The organism is Pseudomonas sp. B21-053 (assembly GCF_026016365.1).
Taxonomy (GTDB): domain Bacteria; phylum Pseudomonadota; class Gammaproteobacteria; order Pseudomonadales; family Pseudomonadaceae; genus Aquipseudomonas; species Aquipseudomonas nunensis.
This window is the reverse complement of sequence record NZ_CP087205.1, coordinates 5,282,850-5,301,844: the sequence shown is the minus strand read 5'-3', so window position 1 is coordinate 5,301,844 and position 18,995 is coordinate 5,282,850. Positions and strand designations below refer to the sequence as shown.

15 protein-coding genes, 4 tRNA genes and 1 pseudogene are annotated in these 18,995 nt (G+C 59.5%); 12 read left to right on the top strand and 8 right to left on the bottom strand.

Annotation, left to right across the window (positions count from 1 at the left end):
- Positions 1-121: 121 nt before the first annotated feature.
- On the top strand, positions 122-820 hold the full coding sequence (pyrF, locus tag LOY68_RS23615) for an orotidine-5'-phosphate decarboxylase (protein WP_185066885.1): 699 nt from the start codon (positions 122-124) through the stop codon (positions 818-820).
- A 140-nt stretch (positions 821-960) separates the two neighbouring features.
- On the opposite strand, the gene LOY68_RS23610 is transcribed toward pyrF, so the two are convergent.
- Positions 961-1,965, bottom strand: coding sequence for an NADP-dependent oxidoreductase (locus LOY68_RS23610; RefSeq protein ID WP_054054925.1), 1,005 nt, complete (start codon positions 1,963-1,965; stop codon positions 961-963).
- A 235-nt stretch (positions 1,966-2,200) separates the two neighbouring features.
- Here LOY68_RS23610 and LOY68_RS23605 point away from each other — a divergent pair, with 235 nt between their 5' ends.
- The 4 genes and pseudogenes from LOY68_RS23605 to LOY68_RS32360 all read left to right on the top strand — a co-directional run bounded on the left by LOY68_RS23605 (position 2,201) and on the right by LOY68_RS32360 (position 6,688).
- Positions 2,201-2,962: an SDR family oxidoreductase gene (locus LOY68_RS23605; protein ID WP_163912977.1), complete on the top strand. Its 762-nt coding sequence runs from the start codon at positions 2,201-2,203 to the stop codon at positions 2,960-2,962.
- 246 nt (positions 2,963-3,208) lie between these two features.
- The gene (locus tag LOY68_RS23600; RefSeq protein ID WP_265040322.1) at positions 3,209-4,612 is read left to right on the top strand and encodes a PLP-dependent aminotransferase family protein; all 1,404 of its coding nucleotides are present in this window, start codon (positions 3,209-3,211) and stop codon (positions 4,610-4,612) included.
- A 108-nt stretch (positions 4,613-4,720) separates the two neighbouring features.
- Positions 4,721-5,827 (top strand): annotated as a pseudogene (locus LOY68_RS32365) (HAMP domain-containing protein); the annotation flags it as partial.
- Positions 5,807-6,688, top strand: a complete 882-nt coding sequence (locus LOY68_RS32360) for a methyl-accepting chemotaxis protein (RefSeq protein ID WP_413787206.1) — start codon at positions 5,807-5,809, stop codon at positions 6,686-6,688. The pseudogene LOY68_RS32365 and the gene LOY68_RS32360, both read left to right, overlap by 21 nt.
- Positions 6,689-7,463: 775 nt before the next feature.
- On the opposite strand, the gene LOY68_RS23590 is transcribed toward LOY68_RS32360, so the two are convergent.
- Positions 7,464-8,222: a hypothetical protein gene (locus tag LOY68_RS23590; RefSeq protein WP_265040319.1), complete on the bottom strand. Its 759-nt coding sequence runs from the start codon at positions 8,220-8,222 to the stop codon at positions 7,464-7,466.
- 393 nt (positions 8,223-8,615) lie between these two features.
- Between LOY68_RS23590 and LOY68_RS23585 the strand changes: the two genes are divergently transcribed.
- The 4 genes from LOY68_RS23585 (at position 8,616) to LOY68_RS23570 (ending at position 9,029) form a co-directional block, all read left to right on the top strand.
- Positions 8,616-8,691 (top strand) — tRNA-Glu (locus LOY68_RS23585).
- 2 nt (positions 8,692-8,693) lie between these two features.
- A tRNA-Gly gene (locus LOY68_RS23580) sits at positions 8,694-8,769 on the top strand.
- Positions 8,770-8,874: 105 nt separating this feature from the next.
- Positions 8,875-8,950 (top strand) — tRNA-Glu (locus LOY68_RS23575).
- Between the two features lie 3 nt (positions 8,951-8,953).
- A tRNA-Gly gene (locus LOY68_RS23570) sits at positions 8,954-9,029 on the top strand.
- A gap of 115 nt (positions 9,030-9,144) precedes the next feature.
- Here the strand turns inward: LOY68_RS23570 and LOY68_RS23565 are convergent.
- The 4 genes from LOY68_RS23565 to LOY68_RS23550 form a co-directional block, all read right to left on the bottom strand.
- The gene (locus LOY68_RS23565; protein WP_265040317.1) at positions 9,145-10,884 is read right to left on the bottom strand and encodes a dipeptidase; all 1,740 of its coding nucleotides are present in this window, start codon (positions 10,882-10,884) and stop codon (positions 9,145-9,147) included.
- Between the two features lie 196 nt (positions 10,885-11,080).
- Entirely contained in the window at positions 11,081-11,719 is a 639-nt protein-coding gene (locus LOY68_RS23560) for a LysE family translocator (RefSeq protein WP_265040316.1), read from the bottom strand.
- A 1-nt stretch (position 11,720) separates the two neighbouring features.
- Positions 11,721-12,491, bottom strand: a complete 771-nt coding sequence (locus tag LOY68_RS23555; protein ID WP_265040315.1) for a 2OG-Fe(II) oxygenase — start codon at positions 12,489-12,491, stop codon at positions 11,721-11,723.
- Positions 12,492-12,583: 92 nt separating this feature from the next.
- Entirely contained in the window at positions 12,584-13,210 is a 627-nt protein-coding gene (locus LOY68_RS23550; protein WP_265040313.1) for an alanyl-tRNA editing protein, read from the bottom strand.
- 90 nt (positions 13,211-13,300) lie between these two features.
- Here LOY68_RS23550 and LOY68_RS23545 point away from each other — a divergent pair, with 90 nt between their 5' ends.
- Positions 13,301-14,299, top strand: coding sequence for a LysR family transcriptional regulator (locus LOY68_RS23545; RefSeq protein WP_054613846.1), 999 nt, complete (start codon positions 13,301-13,303; stop codon positions 14,297-14,299).
- A gap of 153 nt (positions 14,300-14,452) precedes the next feature.
- Here the strand turns inward: LOY68_RS23545 and LOY68_RS23540 are convergent, their stop codons facing one another.
- Both LOY68_RS23540 and LOY68_RS23535 read right to left on the bottom strand, forming a co-directional pair.
- Positions 14,453-14,860: a PA2817 family protein gene (locus tag LOY68_RS23540; RefSeq protein WP_054051726.1), complete on the bottom strand. Its 408-nt coding sequence runs from the start codon at positions 14,858-14,860 to the stop codon at positions 14,453-14,455.
- A gap of 74 nt (positions 14,861-14,934) precedes the next feature.
- Positions 14,935-17,382 (bottom strand): acyl-CoA dehydrogenase, encoded by a 2,448-nt coding sequence (locus LOY68_RS23535; RefSeq protein ID WP_163912995.1) that lies wholly within the window; start codon positions 17,380-17,382, stop codon positions 14,935-14,937.
- A 248-nt stretch (positions 17,383-17,630) separates the two neighbouring features.
- Between LOY68_RS23535 and LOY68_RS23530 the strand changes: the two genes are divergently transcribed.
- A complete protein-coding gene (locus LOY68_RS23530; protein WP_265040311.1) occupies positions 17,631-18,290 on the top strand; it encodes a transglutaminase-like domain-containing protein in 660 nt (219 codons plus the stop codon).
- A 43-nt stretch (positions 18,291-18,333) separates the two neighbouring features.
- Positions 18,334-18,957: a glutathione S-transferase family protein gene (locus tag LOY68_RS23525; protein WP_265040310.1), complete on the top strand. Its 624-nt coding sequence runs from the start codon at positions 18,334-18,336 to the stop codon at positions 18,955-18,957.
- Positions 18,958-18,995: the final 38 nt, after the last annotated feature.

Genomic DNA, 18,995 nt, shown 5'->3' with positions numbered 1-18,995 from the left:
CAATTGGCGCACAAGCTAGGCTTGCCGGAGTATGCGGGACGATTTACCGATCATCGGGTCCCGCAGCGGCGCTGGTTCCGCTACAATGCGCGCCGATTTCGTCCTGCCTGAGAGCCCGCACATGTCCGTCTGCCAGACTCCTATCATCGTCGCCCTGGATTTCCCCACCCGTGACGCCGCACTGAAGCTGGCCGACCAGTTGGACCCGAAACTGTGCCGGGTCAAAGTCGGCAAGGAACTGTTCACCAGTTGCGCCGCAGAAATCGTCGGCACCCTGCGCGACAAGGGTTTCGAAGTGTTCCTGGACCTCAAGTTCCACGACATCCCGAACACCACCGCCATGGCAGTGAAAGCAGCGGCGGAGATGGGCGTGTGGATGGTCAACGTGCACTGCTCCGGCGGTCTGCGCATGATGGCGGCGTGTCGCGAAGTGCTCGACCAGCGTACCGGCCCCAAGCCGCTGCTGATCGGCGTGACCGTGCTGACCAGCATGGAGCGTGAAGATCTGGCGGGCATAGGCCTGGACATCGAGCCGCAGGAGCAAGTACTGCGCCTGGCCGCACTGGCGGAAAAAGCCGGGATGGATGGTCTGGTGTGCTCGGCCCTGGAAGCTCAGGCCCTGAAAACGGCCCACCCGTCGCTGCAACTGGTGACCCCGGGGATTCGTCCGGCCGGCAGCGCCCAGGACGATCAACGCCGCATCCTGACCCCGCGCCAGGCGCTGGATGCCGGTTCCGATTATCTGGTGATCGGCCGTCCGATCAGCCAGGCGGCGGATCCTGCGAAGGCGTTGGCCGACGTCGTAGCCGAAATCGCTTAACCAGACACACTGAAGATCCAAATGTGGGAGCGAGCCTGCTCGCGAAGAGGAGTGTCAGTCGACATCATCATTGACTGATACACCGCTTTCGCGAGCAGGCTCGCTCCCACATTGGTTCTGGGGTGTGTTGAAAAACCGGGTTAAACCTTCAACACCAACTTCCCGAAATTCTCGCCGCTGAACAATTTCATCAGCGTCTCCGGGAATGTCTCCAGGCCTTCGACAATATCTTCGCGGCTCTGCAATTGCCCCTTGGCCATCCAGCCGGCCATTTCCTGCCCGGCGGCGGCGAATTGCGCGGCGTAGTCCATCACTACAAAACCTTCCATACGTGCGCGGTTGACCAGCAGCGACAGGTAGTTGGCCGGGCCTTTGACCGCTTCCTTATTGTTGTATTGGCTGATCGCGCCGCAAATCACCACCCGGGCTTTCTGGGCCAGGCGACTCAGCACCGCGTCGAGGATATCGCCGCCGACGTTATCGAAATACACGTCCACGCCTTTCGGGCATTCGCGCTTGAGCCCGGCGGCGACGTCTTCGTTTTTGTAGTCGATGACCCCGTCAAAACCCAGTTCGTCGATCAGGAACTTGCACTTGTCCGCGCCGCCGGCGATGCCGATCACGCGGCAGCCTTTGATCTTGGCGATCTGCCCGGCAATGCTGCCCACCGCGCCGGCTGCGCCCGACAGCACCACGGTGTCGCCGGCCTTCGGTGCGCCGACGTCGAGCAGGGCGAAGTAAGCGGTCATCCCGGTCATGCCCAGTGCGGACAAGTAGCGCGGCAGCGGCGCCAGTTTCGGATCGACTTTGTAGAAACCTCGTGGCTCGCCGAGGAAATAATCCTGCACGCCCAGGGCGCCGTTGACGTAGTCCCCGACCGCAAAGCCTGGATTATTCGATGCAACGACTTTGCCTACGCCCAATGCGCGCATGACCTCGCCGATACCAACCGGCGGGATGTAGGACTTGCCCTCGTTCATCCAGCCACGCATGGCCGGGTCCAGGGACAGGTATTCGTTCTTGACCAGGATCTGACCCGCCGCCGGCTCGCCGACCGGTACTTCTTGAAAGGTAAACGTTTCGCGAGTCGCCGCGCCGACCGGGCGTTTGGCAAGCAGGAATTGGCGATTGGTCTGGGTAGTCATGAAAGGCACTCAAGATGAATGAAGCCTTGTTGATAGACCTTCAGGGCCGATGCCGCAAGGTTGGCTGATGCGGCGAATGCAGGCCGATCCAGTGCAGTGATAGTCGGTTGGGCGGTTCTATCACTGTGAGTCATGGGCACTCAACCGGCCTTCTGATAGTGCTGCCGCGCTTACCGCCCCGTGGATAGACTGCAAACACGCGATCCCCCGCCATCTTCTCTTCGAGGACTGAACAATGAGCATGACGTTTTCCGGCCAGGTAGCCGTTGTGACCGGTGCCGCCAATGGTATTGGCCGCGCCACCGCCCAGGCTTTTGCGGCCGAAGGGTTGAAGGTAGTGGTCGCCGATCTGGACACGGCGGGAGGCGAGGGCACCGTAGCGCTTATTCGCACGGCGGGTGGCGAAGCGTCCTTCGTGCGTTGCAACGTTACCGTGGAGAGCGAGGTAAAACATCTGATGGACGAGGTGATCAATACCTACGGCCGTCTCGACTATGCCTTCAACAACGCCGGTATCGAGATCGAAAAAGGCAAACTCGCCGACGGCACCCTCGATGAGTTCGACGCGATCATGGGCGTCAACGTCAAAGGCGTCTGGCTGTGCATGAAGTATCAGTTGCCGTTGCTGCTGGCCCAGGGCGGCGGCGCGATCGTCAACACCGCGTCGGTGGCCGGCCTCGGTGCGGCACCGAAGATGAGCATCTACGCGGCCTCCAAGCACGCGGTGATCGGCCTGACCAAATCGGCGGCCATCGAATACGCCAAGAAGAAAATCCGCGTGAACGCGGTGTGCCCGGCGGTGATCGACACCGACATGTTCCGTCGCGCCTATGAAGCCGACCCGAAGAAGGCTGAGTTCGCCAACGCCATGCACCCGGTCGGCCGCATCGGCAAAGTCGAGGAAATCGCCAGCGCGGTGTTGTACCTGTGCAGCGACGGCGCGGCCTTCACCACCGGGCATTCGCTGGCCGTGGACGGTGGCGTTACCGCGTTCTAAAAGTCGATAGCGCAATCCCCCCTGTGGGAGCGGGCTTGCTCGCGAAGAGGGAGTGCCAGTCGATATCAATGTTGACTGACACACTGCCTTCGCGAGCAAGCCCGCTCCCACATGGGTTTGTGGCTAGCCATGGGGAATGTGTTTCAAATGGTTAGAACCGCCGCTTTTGGCGGCGTTGTCGCACAGCCTGATGTGCGCGCCTGTGATTTACTGCTGTCAGCAAAATGGACAGGAGTTTGCTTGCTCATGGAATTGAGAATTGATCGACAGGCAATGGTGCCCGTCGTACAGCAAATCGTCGACGGACTGGCGAGCTGGATCCGTCAAAGCGAAGTACCGCCCGCGACGCGTTTGCCTTCCGTGCGACAAATGGCACGGCTCAATTTGCTCAGTCAATCCAGCGTCGTCGAAGCCTGTGAGCGCCTCGTCGCCCAAGGGATTCTGGCGCCGCGCCCCGGGTCGGGATTCTGTGTCGCCGCGGCGGCACCCGCTGCGCCGCACTCATGGGTGCTTCCCGGGTTCGAAGACGCCGAGTTGATGCAAAGGGGATGCACTGACAGCTTGTCGGGTGAACTGATGCTGGGGTGTGGCGGTTTGCCTGAAAGCTGGCGCGAGACGGACGACCTCAGCTACGCCATCCGCCAGGTGGCCCGCACCGATATGGCCGGACTGTTCAACTACAGTACGCCGCTGGGCCTGCTGCCGTTGCGCCAGCAGATCCTCAAACGCTTGAAACCGCTCAATATCGAGGCGGACGAAAACCGCGTCCTGACCACCGCCGGCGCCAGCCAAGGGCTCGACCTGATCGTGCGCACGCTGTTCAAGCCGGGAGACTGCGTGGTGGTGGAAAATCCCGGTTTTTCGCATCTGTTCGATTTGCTCAGGCTGCACGGCATTCATATGCTTGAGGTGCCACGCACTCCGCAAGGCCCCGACACGCAAGCGCTCGAACGTGTACTGATCACGCACCGCCCGCGAGCGGTATTCATCAATAGCTTCCACCACAACCCCACGGGCAGTTGCATGACCCCCGTGGTAGCGCAACGGGTTCTGGAGCTGAGCAAGACGCATGGCGTGCTGGTGATCGAAGACGACGTTTATGCGGACTTTCACAATGCTCCCGGTACACGTCTCGCGGCGCTGGATGACGACGCCCGCGTGATCTACGTCGGCAGTTTCTCGAAAACCCTCAGCAGCTCACTGCGCGTCGGGTTTGTAGTGGCCGGCGCCGAGCTGATTGCGCGGCTGGCCGAGGTCAAGATGATCAGCAGCATGGGCGGGTCACGGTTTTGCGAGTCGGTGCTGGCCAGCCTGTTGGCCAACGGTGCCTATCGCAAATTGGTGCAACGCCAGCGCCAGCGCCTGAACGTGGACCGGGTCGCGGCATTGCAGGTGCTTGAAGATGCCGAATGGGAGGTGTTCGGCAAGCCGGCCGGCGGCTTGTTCATCTGGGCGCGATCGCCAATGTCCGACTACGCTCAGTTGCGCACGCAGGCACAACGTTTCGGTGTCCTGCTGTCTTCCCCGACGGCATTCAGCCCGACTGGCGAAACCAACGATTGGCAGCGAATCAATGTGGCTTATGCCTGTGATCCGCGGGCCCGCCGGTTTTTCCAGGCCACTGCTTTGAATCGACCTAAAACGTTCTGAAAACGACGTGGGCGTAGCTTTTTGCCATTATTCCGACGCCAGAGACTTGTGTTGACACAGGCCCGTTGCGAATCTCCATCTACAGACTATGGCAGGGGACTACGAGCAATGATTTCGGCCGTGCAAGGACGTTTTGCCAACCTCGGTATGGCGAAAAAACTGGGTATCGGGTTTGTCCTGGTGCTGTTGTTGACAGCCTTGGTGGCAGCCATTGGCGTATGGTCCCTGCAAACCATCAGTCAGCGCTTCGACGGGCTCAAACAGATGTCGTCGCTTAACAGCGGCTTGCTCAAGGTGCGCTTGCTGGAACAGGAATACGCCTTGCACGGCAACCCGAAAACCGCCGACGCCCTGCGACAGGGGGTTGATGCGCTGGTTGCGTTGGCGGACCAGTTGAAGGCGCAATCGGCCGCCAACGTACCGGTGATGAACGATGTCGAGCAGTCGCTGGCGGCCTATCGCAAGGCCTTCGACGAATTTGTCTCGCTGACCCAGGCCAAGGACCTGGCGCTGGAAATGGCCAGTTGGTCGGTGTCCAGTGTGGCGAATAACCTCGACGTGTTGCAGGCCGGTCTGGCGGACGATGGCGCTTATACCTTGAAGGATTCTGAAGGCAAGGACGGCGCGCAATTCATCGAACAGGCCAACCAGGTCAGCCAGGTGTCACGGCTGATGTTGCAGGCCATGAACGAAGCCCGCGTGCGCCTCGACCAGAGCCGCAAGGGCGACGACGACAGCGCTGGCAAAGGCAAGATCGAACAGGCCGATCAGGCGTTGGCCCAGGCCGAACAGCTGAAAACCACGGTCAAGGACGAGGGCTATCAGACCGTCCTTAATGAAGTCGCCGGGCACATCGCCAGTTTCAGCGAAAAACTGGCTGAGTACACCGGGCTGCTGGCCCAGGAAAAAACCGTCTACGAGCAATTGCATCAGCGCGCCGCCCAGGTAGTGGAGCGAGTGGATCAAGCCTATGTGGCCGAAGACGGGGCGATGCAGGCCGAGTTGAAAAAGAATTCTTTGTTGATCGTCGGCTCTTCGGCGCTGGCGCTGCTGGTCGGCCTGATCGCGGCGTGGGTGATTACCCGGTTGATCGTGGCGCCGCTGCGCAGTGTGATCCGTGTTGCGCAGCAGATTGCCGCGGGTGATTTGAGTGCGACGGTGGAAGTGACCCGCCGTGATGAAATCGGCCAGTTGATGTTGGCGATGCAGCAGATGGGCGCGGGCCTGAGCAGTATCGTCAGTGGGTTGCAGGCGGGCATTGAGCAGTTGGCCAGTTCTGCGCAATCGCTGTCGGCGGTGACTGAGCAGACCAACCTGGAGGTCAGTAGCCAGAAGGAAGAAACCGAGCAGGTCGCCACGGCGATGAATCAGATGACCGCCACTGTGCACGATGTGGCGCGCAATGCCGAAGAGGCGGCTACGGCGGCGCAGACAGCGGATGACAAGGTTGAGAGTGGTCAGCAGGTGGTGCGTCAGAGTATGGCGCGGATCGAGCAATTGGCGGATTCGGCGACCTCGGCCAGTTCCAGCATCGAGAGCTTGAGTGCGGAGATTCAGAATATCGGCACGGTGCTGAGTGTGATTAAGAGTGTGGCTGAGCAGACTAACTTGTTGGCGCTCAACGCGGCCATCGAGGCGGCGCGGGCGGGTGAGCAGGGCAGGGGATTTGCGGTGGTGGCTGATGAGGTGCGGGCGTTGGCCAAGCGTACTCAGCAGTCGACTGAGGAGATTGAGCGGTTGGTCAGTGCTTTGCGTTCGGCGGCGCAGTCGTCGGTGCAGCAGATTCAGAACAGTGGTGAGTTGGTGAAGTTGGCGGTGAGTGATGCTCTGCAGACGGAGAGTGCGTTGGGGAGTATTGCGGCGGCGGTGTCGTTGATTCAGCAGATGAATCAGCAGATTGCGGCGGCGGCTGAGGAGCAGAGTTCGGTGGCTGAGGAGATTAATCGCAGTGTGACGAGTATTCGTGCGAGTGCGGATCAGTCTTCGTTGGCGATGCAGGGGAATGCGGCTTCGAGTATTGAGTTGGCGCAGTTGGGGGTTGAGCTGAAGGGGATGGTTGGGCATTTTCGGCTTTGACGCTTTGACTTGGCGGCCTTTGGGCCGACCATGTTCTTGGTGGTTTGGGTGTATATCCGTTTCTGCGGTAACGGCTGCTTGAGGTTTCGCCCTTACGGCGAGTCCCTTTTGGCAGACGCCCCAAAAGGAACCAAAAGGTCTTGCCCCGGCGTCCGGCCCCTCGCTTAGGCTCGGCGTGCCTTCGTTGCGGTATTCATCTGGGGGCATCGCCTACGGTCGGCTTCGCTTCGACCTCCTCTCGATGTGTTCGACTTCGTCGAACGGCGCTACGCGCCCACCCCCAGATGAACACCTCCACTCAGCCTCCCGAAGGGGCGGGTAGAGCAAGATCAAGGGCAGGCGAGCTAACGCTCGGCCTTGAGTGGTGAGGAGCGGGGCGGTGTGCGATGGGCTGCTTTTGTAGGAGCATGGCTTGCCCGCGAAGGCGTCTTGACAGCCGACCCATTTCTCCCAGATGCCCTCGATCAAAATTGTGGGGGCTGGCTTGCCTGCGAAGGCGGCCTGCCAGACGACCAATCTCTCCCGAATGTACCCGGTCAAACTGTAGGAGCAAGGCTTGCCCGCGAAGGCGTCCTGACAGACGACCCATTTCTTCCTGCTTGTACTCGGTCAAAATTGTGGGAGCTGGCTTGCCTGCGAAGGGGCCCCAACAGCCGACCAATCCCTCACGGATGCACTGGCTCCCTGTAGGAGCTGCCGAAGGCTGCGATCTTTTGATCTTCAAATCCAAGGCAAAAAAAAGCCACCTCTCGGTGGCTTTTTCTGACTGTTTTGATCAGTCGTAAATCGCTTTTTTCTTCCAGTCGGCATCTGCCTCGACGTCTTTCAGGCCTTCGGTCAGTTGGTTGACTTCGCCTTCAGCCGGGGCTGTCTGGTCCATGACTTGGGCGTTGGCGCGGGCCAGGAGTTTTTCCAGGTATTCGAGTTGTTCGGCGTAGACCTGGGGTTCCTGTTGTTTGCGCAGGTATTGCACGCCGCGTTCGAACGCGAGGCGAGCCTGGCCGGGTTGGTTTTGTTGCAGGGAGTGCTGGCCGAGGTTGTTGAAGAACTCGATGTGCAGCAGTACCAGGATGTGGCGAACTTCGCGGATCCAGCGTTTGGCTTCGTTGGTCGGCAGGAAGCCGTCTTGGGCCGCGCGGGTGATTTGGCCGTGCAAGGCTTCGAGCAGGAAGCGTACGTCCTTGGCTTTGGCTTCGGTCTGGATCGGTGCCGGCGGGTTGTTGACCGGGATCGATTCGCCTTGGGCAACCAGCGTGGTCAGTTCGGCGATTCGTGCCTTTACAGTGGCATTGGTTTTTTCAAGGTGCAGCAGGCGCTGGCAGACGTTCAGCTCCAGGCGAGTCAGCAGCAGTTTGAGTGCTGGCGTCATCAACTGGCCGGGGAAGGTCTCGGTGATTTCGCCGCAGCGACGCAGGCGGTCGTTGAGTTCAACCTTGGTGCGGGCCTTTTCCAGCTTATTGTTTTCCACCACATGGTTCATGTAGCCAATGGCGATCAATAGTGCGATCCCGGCTACAACTAGCAGGGTGATCATGAGTGGTGTCACCGGTAAGACCTCTTTATAGGGTTCGCGTGCGAGTGTAGTGGCTTGGCCTGGGGGCGCATAGGGCCGCTCGACGAGTTGGATCGGCCACGACTCTACTTGTATCGGCCGAGACCCCGCTTATATAAGTAACAACGTGCGAGGTGCACATTGCCATCACTTGTGGCGTGGGTGGACTATAGCGCCTTGGCGGGTGACAGAATATAGGCGTCAAACACCGGGCGACGGAAAACCCGGATTCGCCTGTCAAAGCACGGCGAAGTCATTGATTTAAATAAATTTATATCAGGGGGTTGACGACCCCTCAATCCATCCATAGAATGCGCGCCACTTACAGCGTAAAGCACACAGCGAAACGCGGTAGGGAGTGAATGTTGTACGTGTGTCCCCTTCGTCTAGTGGCCTAGGACACCGCCCTTTCACGGCGGTAACAGGGGTTCGAGTCCCCTAGGGGACGCCATTGCGGGAATAGCTCAGTTGGTAGAGCACGACCTTGCCAAGGTCGGGGTCGCGAGTTCGAGTCTCGTTTCCCGCTCCATTTTTAAACAGCACTGCTTTCGGGCGGGGCTGAGTGAAACCAGAAACGATATCTTCGGATACGTATTTGGGCACTGAAATACACACCATGTGTTTCAGTTAGCGTGTCCCCTTCGTCTAGTGGCCTAGGACACCGCCCTTTCACGGCGGTAACAGGGGTTCGAGTCCCCTAGGGGACGCCATTTGCGGGAATAGCTCAGTTGGTAGAGCACGACCTTGCCAAGGTCGGGGTCGCGAGTTCGAGTCTCGTTTCCCGCTCCATATTTAACGAAAACGCCGCTCAGCAATGAGCGGCGTTTTTGTTTGTGCATTATTTTGTATTTCACGCCAGCATCAACGTAGCGGACCCGCCAAGATAGCGGGCCCGCAACAGCGATCAGAGCTTCGGCAACTGCCCGACGCGTCCCATCATCTCGGTCACGATCTGCAGGTCCAGCAGGAACTGGTCGACCGTCTTGAACTCGTTGTCGGTATGGCCGGTGTATTTGACCTCAGGTCGGGCCAGGCCGAATTGCACGCCGTTAGGCAGTTCATGCACCGACGTGGCGCCGGCGGAAGAGCCGAATTTGTGTTCCATGCCCAGGTTTTCAGTGGACACGGCCAGCAGGGCCTTGACCCATTCGCCCTCGGGATTGCGGTACATCGGCTCGGCGATCGAGTAGGTGAAGGTCGCCGGGACGTGGGTCTTCTTGCTCCAGGCGCCAATCTTGTCAGCAATTTTCGCTTTGAGCGCTTCCGGGGATTCGCCCTTCGGCACGCGCAGGTTGACCGCGAGCTTGAAGGTTTTGTCATCCATGCCGACGAAGGTCAGGGACGTGGTCAGCGGACCCATGAAGGCATCGGAGAAACCAACGCCCAATTTGCCACCCAGGTAATCCAGGCCCCAGTTATCGGCGGCGTAACGCGCGGCGTCGGTGATGTGGTTGTGCTTGAGCGCGACTTTGCCGTCGATGCTGTGGATGAAGTCCAGCATCCTGGCCACCGGGTTCACGCCGGACTCGGGCTCGGAGGAGTGCGCGGACACGCCGGTGACGGTCAGCTTGACGTCCTTGCCGTCGACCTTGGCGTTCACTTCGAAGTTACCGCCATTGCGCTTGGCATAATCAGCCCCGGCCTTCTGCAGGCTGGCGGCCAGTTCGGCGGGTTTGTCAGTGACAAGGACGGCCACCGAAGCCGACGGAATCTGGTTGGTGGCCATGCCGCCAGTCATCGAGATGATTTCGGCGCCTTTGCCCTCGCCATCACGCCGTGGGAAGTTGCCCATCACCGTGCCGTAGCCTTTCTCGGCAATCACCACCGGGTAGCCGCCATCCAGCGCCAGGTTGTAGTTCGGCGTCGGGTTGTGTTCGAAGTAATAAGGAATGGCGTCGCCGCTGGTTTCTTCAGTGGTGTCGACCAATAGCTTGAAGTTCCGGGCCAGTGGCAGCTTCTCTTCCTTGATGACCTTCATCGCGTACATCGCCACGACGATGCCGTTCTTGTCATCCTCGGTGCCCCGGCCGTACATGCGGTCGCCGATCAGGGTGACCTTGAACGGGTCGAGTTTGGTGCCGTCCTTCAGTACCCAGTTTTCCGGTGTCACTGGCACCACATCGGCATGGGCGTGGATGCCCACGACTTCATCGCCGCTGCCTTCGAGGGATATTTCGTAGACGCGGTTGTCGATGTTGCGGAAGTTCAGGTTGAACGCCTGGGCCAGGCTCTTGATCTTGTCGGCGATTTTGATGAATTCAGGGTTGTCGTGCTGGGCTACGCCTTCCACTTGGAAGGTCGGAATGGCCACCAGCTCACGCAGGGTTTCGGTGGCAGCGCTGCCATATTTCACCCGGGCATAAATACCCAGCAGCCGATTGATTTCGTTTTGCTGTTCAGCAGACAGGGCTTTGTTGTCGAGAAAAGCGCTGATGGCCGGGCCGAGGTTGGCGGTTTTGGCCAGGTCGCTCTTGTTCACGCTGCCCAGGAACTGCCGGAAATCCGTGGCCGATGCATCACTGAAGGTCTTGAGAATGGTCGCGCTTTGTTGCGCAGTGATGTTGGCGTGGGCCAATGGGGTGAACGACGCAAGGCTCGCCAATACAAGAGTGGTCGCGGCCAGTTGCTTGAGAGAAAAATCCATTGCTGGGGGCATTCCTTCGCAGGTAGTGAGTAGGAAATATCTGATCGAGTAATCAGAAAGGTTCCCAAACTAACACCACGGGGAAGCAGTAGGGGAGCCCCTTAAGTGGGAACTGTCGCACAGAAACGCAAAAGCGACGCACAAACGAAAAAGGCCCGCCAGTCTGACTGAGCGGGCCTTTTGCGTGGGCGCGGGTTTACATCGACAAAATCAGGCGCCCGGCAAACAGGATCAGAATCACCCCCATGGTGCGTTCGAACCAGTGCCCCATGCGCATAAACAGCAGGCGCACCCGGGTGCTGGAAAAGAACAGCGCAACGATCACGAACCACAGTGCGTTGACGAAGCACATCCACAGGCCATACAGCGCCTGGATCTGCATCGGGGTCGTGGCGCTGATGATGGTGGTGAAGATCGCCAGGAAAAACAGCGTGGCTTTCGGGTTGGTCGCGTTGGTCAGGAAACCGGTGGTAAACGCCTTCAACAAGGTTTGTTCGACCACGGGCTCGTCAGCCGGCTTGTCACCTTCCAGCGCGGTCCTGGGTTTGCTGCGCAACAGGCTGACGCCGAGGTACAGGATGTAGGCGCCGCCCACGACCTTGGCCACGGTCAGCAACCAGGGCACGGTGTGCATCAATGCGCCGACGCCGAGCAGGGTGTACAGCACGTGCACGGAAATCCCCGCGCCAATCCCCAGCGCCGTGCAAATCCCGACCAGGCGACCGAAGCGCACGCTCTGGCGGATGGTCACGGCAAAGTCCGGTCCGGGGGCGACTACGGCCAGAAAGTGAATGGTCGCCAGCGCCAGAAACTCGCCCAGGTAATTCGAAAGCATCTCAACTCCAAAAAGTAAGGGGTGAAGCATTGCCGCGATAGCCGACAAAGAACGAAAGGCTCAACCGCGGGTCCGCCACGCCCGGGGTCACCGAGTGCATGCAGCGCGAATTGAACATGATGAAATCACCCGGATCAGGGCGTACCTCCAGGGTCGGAGGGCCAAGCAGGGCCGGGTCGATGCCGTAACTGTCGCCACGCATTTCGTCGAATTGGTCAGGGGAAATGTCGTGGTCCCACATCTGCAACGCGCCGCCTTCGGTGGGCATGTTCAGGTAAACATTGCAGGCGAATTGCGCTTCCAGGCTGCGGGCCTGAAAACTGTCCGGGGCATCCTTGGCGAAGATGTCGTGATGGGCGAGGAAGCACACGCCGGGCTTCACCACCCTGGACAGCCCGACGTACATCTTGCGGCCATAGAGGTTCTCCAGATGCGCGCCTGCCGGCCACGATTCGTCGAGCATGCAGCGCAAGGTGTCGACCGGGGATGAGTAGGGCGCACAGCGATTGCGCAGTTCCTCGATATTGCTGGTGGCGCGCTCGAAATAGTCTTCGATCAGCAGCGGCTGGTTTTCCGCTTCATAAAACGCCATGCCAATCCGACCGATACTCGGTGCATTAATGTAACCCTCGAAGCCCGGCGCAAGGATCTTGTCGCCAATCTGCACCGCCAGCGGCTGAGGCAAAAAGCCTTTGACGCGGATAGCGAGGACTTCTTCGTTGGCCAGTTTTTTTATGCACGTCTCATCGAGACGCTCGACGTCAAGCATCATGGTTTAGGTCCATCTATCGAGTAGTCAACGGAGCTCGCGAATGCAGGCTCCCCCGGCGTCAGGCGATGACGGTGTCGCCATCGCCAAAAAGCTCAATCCACGTGGTAGTGGACGGACAACGTGCCCTTTTTCTGTGAAAGGGAGTCGATCGTGACCGTGCCCAAATCCTTCAGGCTACGTACATGGGTGCCGCCACAGCCGTAGGCGGGCAGTTCACCGAAGCCGATTTCCCGGGCGCCTTCGCGCAATGAAATCAGGCGTGGCAGATCGTGGGCGATCCACTGCTCGATGCCGTTCTGCACGGTCTGGATATCAACCTCTGCAGCCGACTCCGCCGGTTTGAACTGCACGCGGGCCTCGCCTGGCCAGTGATGGGCCTTGATCGGCATCCAGCCCATCGCCTGGACGAAGTGGCCGATCATGTGACCAGCCGAATGCAGGCGGGTATTGAGTTGGCGACGTGGTTCATCGACCCGGATCTGGGTCATGCCGAGTGCTACCGGTTGGTCGACGTAATGGACGATCCGGTCTGGATCCTGAGCCACCCGCAACACCCGGCTTTCACCGATCCAGCCGGTATCAAAAGGCTGGCCGCCGCCTTGGGGGTGAAACAGTGTGGCGCGCAAAACAACCGCGAATTCATTCTCGTGGGGCGTGCAATCCAGGACTTCCACATTGGCCTTGAGGTCATCACTATGGAAAAAGAGGCGAAGCGTCATATTCCATGCCCTTATTAAAGTTTCTATTTTTATTATATGAAGCGTGGAATTGCGTGATAATCCGTTCAAACATCAAAGGACTGTTGCGCTGTGAGCATAAATCTACCGTTGCCGCTGCTCGGGGAAATGGCGATTTTCGTCAAGGTTGTCGAGACCGGCAGCTTCTCCGAAGCGGCACGTCAATTAGGCTCGTCGCCCTCGGCGGTCAGTCGCAGCATTTCGCGCCTGGAAAAAGCCCTGGCCACCCGCTTGCTGCAGCGCACCACGCGAAAGCTGCGGCTGAGCGATGGCGGTGAAGAGGTGTTCAAGCGTTGCCAGGAAATGGTCAGTGCAGCCAAATCGGTGATGGAAATCAGCGGTCAGTTCACCCACGAAGCCGAAGGCCTGGTGCGGGTCAGCGTGCCCAAAGCGGTGGGGCGATTTGTGATTCACCCGCATATGCCGGAATTTCTGCGGCGTTATCCCAAAGTGGATGTGGAGTTGTTGCTCGAAGATCGGCAGGTGGATTTGATCGATGACAACGTCGATCTGGCGATCCGCATTACTGATCGCCCACCCGCAGGACTGGTCGGTCGGCAATTGCTGACCATCGACCATTTGCTCTGCGCGACGCCGCAGTACCTGGCCGAACACGGCACGCCGACCCATCCCCACGACTTGCTCAATCACAGCTGCATCTACCTGGGCGAAACCCCGAGCGATGCGCGCTGGAAATTCAAGAAAGGCACCAAGGCCGTGACCGTCGGCGTGCGCGGACGTTATGCGGCCAATCACACCGGCGTGCGATTGGGCGCAGTGTTGCAACACATCGGCATCGGTAGCCTGCCGTATTTCACCGCCCGTTATGCGCTGGAGCAGGGGCTGATTGTGCAGGTGTTGCCGGACTGGACCTTCCTCGCTTCTTACCATGGCGGCGCCTGGCTGCTGCATTCGCCGACCCGTTATCTGCCGCCCAAGCTGCGGGTGTTTATCGACTATCTGGTGGAGTGTCTGGAGAAGGAACCGACCCTGAGCAAACCGGGTAAGCCCAGTGCGTTGAGCAAGGTCGCGGCGGAGTATGAGTTGCCGGAGAGTGATGGGTTGCTTTGAAATCAAGATCAAAAGATCGCAGCCTTCGGCAGCTCCTACAGTTGAAATGCGATCCCTCTGTAGGAGCTGCCGAAGGCTGCGATCTTTTGATCTTCCAAACAAAAAAAGGCCCGCATGATCACCATGCGGGCCTTTTGCATTTCCAACCGTGGATCAGTGCTTGCTGTCGTCTTGCGACATTGCCAGCAGCTGTTTTTCCTGGTTCCAGTCGAACGGTTCGTCGTTCTGTTCGGCTTCAAAACGGCGCTCTTCCAGCGCCTGATACAAGTCGATTTCATCATCGGGCATGTAGTGCAGGCAGTCGCCGGCGAAGTACCACAGCAGGTCGCGAGGCACCAAGTGAGCGATTTGTGGGTAGCGGGTGATTACCTGGCACAGGATGTCTTGGCCCAGGTATTGGCTTTCGATCGGATCGACCGGCAGCAATGCACGCAGTTCATCGAAGCGCTCCAGGAACAAGGCATGGCTTTCTTCGGGAACCTGTTCGGCCTCACCCACGGCGACCAGGATGCTGCGCAAGTGGTCAAGCAAGACGAGATGATCGGCAACGACATTGGACACGAGATAAGTCCTCAAGAGCAAAACGGGCGCGGGAGTATAAAGCTCCCGCGCCCATTTTTACATCGATGGCTGGATCAGCGGACTTTTCCTGCCGCCAGCGCCAGTTCCTCTTTGTCGAAATCATCGACATCGATCACTTTGCGTCGCGCCACTTCGGCGTCACGCAGGGTTTGCGCTTCACCCGGTTGCAAGACTCCGGCTTCCAGCGCCGCATCGATGGCGTGTTCGCCGGCGGCCGGTTTGACCTGGCCGCTTTTGAGCGCCACATGCAGCTTTTTCTGCAACGGTTGCGCTGCGTTCAGCAGGTTGCAGGCATGTTGCAGGGCGCCGACGGCGTCGTCGGCCGATTGCGGACGGTAGCAACCGCCGAGCAACTCTTCGAGGGTCGGATCGCCCTTGGCCCGGCCAATCACCGCTGCCACTTCGGCACCGAGTTTGTCCGACGGCCCTTTGTGGCGACGACCGAACGGGAACACGATCACCCGCAGCAGGCAACCCAGCACCTTGTTCGGGAAGTTGCTCAGCAGTTCATCCAGTGCGCGCTCGGATTGGCCCAGGCTTTCTTCCATGGCCCAGATAAACAGCGGTGCCATGTGATCCGGTGAATCGAGATCGTGGTAACGCTTGAGCGCGGCGGAGGCGAGGTACATGTTGCTGAGCACATCCCCCAGACGCGCCGACAGGCGTTCGCGGCGTTTCAGTTCGCCGCCCAGCAACATCATGCTCAAGTCGGCGAGCATGGCGAACGCGGCGGCCTGACGATTCAGGGCGCGGAAGTAACCCTGGCTGAGCTTGTTGCCCGGCGCGTGTTCGAAGTGCCCGAAACCGAGGTTCAACACCAGCGTACTGGCGGCGTTGCTCACGGCGAAACCGATGTGCTTGAGCAGCAGGCCATCGAACTCGGTGAGTGCCTGATCCTTGTCTTCACGACCGGCGAGGGCCATTTCCTTGAGCACGAACGGATGGCAACGGATCGCGCCCTGGCCGAAGATCATCAGGTTGCGCGAGAGAATGTTCGCGCCTTCCACGGTGATGAAGATCGGTGCGCCATTCCAGCTGCGACCCAGGTAGTTGTTGGGTCCCATGATGATCGCCTTGCCGCCATGCACATCCATGGCGTGGCTGATGCACTCGCGGCCGCGTTCGGTCAGGTGGTATTTGAGAATTGCCGACAGCACTGACGGTTTTTCGCCAAGGTCTACCGCGTTGGCAGTCAGCATCCGTGCGGCGTCCATCATCCAGGCATTGCCGCCGATACGCGCCATGGCTTCCTGAATACCTTCGAAGGCCGACAGCGGTACGTTGAACTGCTCGCGTACCTGAGCGTACTGGCCGGTCACCAGACTGGTGAACTTCGCCGCGCCGGTGCCCACCGCTGGCAGGGAAATCGAACGCCCCACCGACAGGCAGTTCATCAGCATCATCCAGCCCTTGCCGAGCATTTCCTGACCGCCGATGAGGAAGTCCAGCGGAATGAATACATCCTTGCCGGAGTTCGGGCCGTTCATGAACGCGGCGCCAAGCGGCAGGTGACGACGGCCGATTTCAACACCGGCGGTGTCGGTCGGAATCAGTGCCAGGCTGATGCCCAGGTCTTCCTTGTCACCCAGCAAATGATCCGGGTCATAGGCCTTGAAGGCCAGGCCGAGCAGGGTGGCCACCGGGCCCAGGGTGATGTAGCGTTTTTCCCAGTTCAGGCGCAGGCCCAGGGTTTCCTGGCCTTCCCATTCGCCTTTGCAGATGACCCCGGTGTCGGGCATCGCGCCGGCATCGGAACCGGCCAGCGGACCGGTCAACGCGAAGCACGGAATGTCATCGCCGCGAGCCAGCCGTGGCAGGTAATGGTTGCGTTGTTCGTCGGTGCCGTAATGCAGCAGCAGTTCGGCCGGACCGAGTGAGTTGGGGACCATCACGGTGGAGGCGAGGTCGCCGCTGCGGGTCGCCAGTTTCATCGCAACCTGGGAGTGGGCGTAGGCGGAGAAGCCCTTGCCACCAAACTCTTTGGGGATGATCAGGGCGAAGAAGCCGTTTTCCTTGATGTGGGCCCAGGCTTCCGGTGGCAGGTCCATGTCCTGGCCGATCTGCCAGTCACTGACCATCGCGCAGAGTTCTTCGGTCGGGCCATCGATAAAGGCCTGTTCCTCTTCGCTCAACTGCGCTTTTGGATAGGACAGCAATTTGTCCCAGTCCGGACGACCGCTGAACAGTTCGCCGTCCCACCAGACCGTGCCGGCGTCGATGGCATCGCGTTCAGTTTGCGACATCGGCGGCAGGGTTTTCTGGAACCAGCTGAACAGCGGCGCGCTGAAGAATTTGCGGCGCAGGTCAGGCAGCAACAATGGCGCTGCGACCGCCGCGATCAAGACCCAGAGAAGCAGCAACAGCCAACCCGGCGCATGGCTGAACGCGCCCATCGCCACCACGTAGACCGCAACGATGCCCAAGGCAGGCAGCGGGGCGATGCGGCGGTGGGCCAGATAAGCTATTCCAACGATCAGAACCAGTATCCACAACAACAGCATATTTAATCCTCCGTGAAGCCAGGGCAAAACCAACTTCCAGAGCTTAGACGGCATCCGCAAAATCGGGTGGTCAGAGCAATGGATAGAAATCGTGGGAAACCTTGGATGGGTTTTGTAAGACCTGTTGGCATCAGGCCTCGGAAATCGTTCGCAAGGTGAGCGGCAAAGCGCCCATGTTTGGCCGAATCGTCGTTATCTCTGTGCTGAAGGTGTCGTTAGACTCGAGGATCCCCCAGGAGATCGCCCTCATGCACGAGTATCTGAATCCCGGCCGCTTCATCGATAGTGACCACCCTGCGGTGGTGGAGTTCGCCGAAAAACATCGCGGTGTCAGTCGCGATCCACGCGAGCAGGCGATCAATCTGTATTACGCGGTGCGTGAGGCCGTGCGCTACAACCCCTACACCTTCAGCCGCGACCCAGACACCTTACGCGGCAGTTATGCGCTGGCGGCTGGTGAAAGTTATTGCGTACCCAAGGCCACGTTGCTGGCGGCATGCGCCCGGCATTGCGGGATTGCAGCGCGCATTGGTCTGGCGGACGTGCGCAATCACCTGTCGACCCCGCGCCTGCTGGAACTGCTCAAGAGTGACGTCTTTGCTATGCACGGTTATACCGAGCTGTACCTGAACGAACGCTGGGTCAAGGCCACTCCGGCGTTCAATCAAGGTTTGTGCGAATTGTTCAATGTCGCGCCGCTGGAATTCGATGGGCTGAACGACAGCGTTTTCCATCCCTACAACCGCGACGGTGAGCAACTGATGGAATACCTGGTGGACCACGGTCAGTTTCCTGATGTGCCTGAAGCGTTCTTTTTCGAACACCTGGAGAAATGCTATCCGCATCTGTTCGGCGAGCAACAGCCCGTGTTGTTGGGGGACATGCAGAGTGATTTGAGTCGCGCCTGATCCGGCGTATGCTGCCTGCGCATTCATCCAAGAAGAGGCAGTCATGCTGAAGATATGGGGTCGGAAAAACTCGTCGAATGTCAGGAAACCACTGTGGGCCGCCGAGGAACTGGGCCTGGCCTATGAAGCCATCGATGCCGGTGGCGCGTTCGGCGTGGTGGACACGCCTGAATACCGCGCCATGAATCCGAATGGCCGCGTGCCGGTGATTCAGGACGACGGCTTCGTATTGTGGGAATCCAACGCCATCGTGCGTTACCTGATGGCTCGTCACGCCAGCGACACGGCCTGGTATCCGCAAGATCTTCAGGCCCGGGCGTCTGCCGATAAGTGGATGGACTGGACCTCCTCAAGTTTTGCCAGCCCGTTCCGCACGGTGTTCTGGGGCGTGGTGCGCACCCCGAAAGAGCAGCAGGACTGGACCGCTATCAATGCGGCGATCAAAGAATGCGATGGTCTGCTGTCGATGGCCGATCAGGCGCTGGCGCTGAAACCGTACCTGTCCGGCGATGAAATCGGCATGGGTGACATACCTCTGGGCAGCTTCATTTATGCCTGGTTCGAGATGCCGATCGAGCGCGCGCCGCAACCGCATCTGCAAGCCTGGTACGCGCGATTGAAACAGCGTCCGGCGTATCAAAAAGCGGTCATGACCGCGTTGACTTAATACTCACTATCGACACACTTGACTGTACTTGTGTGGCG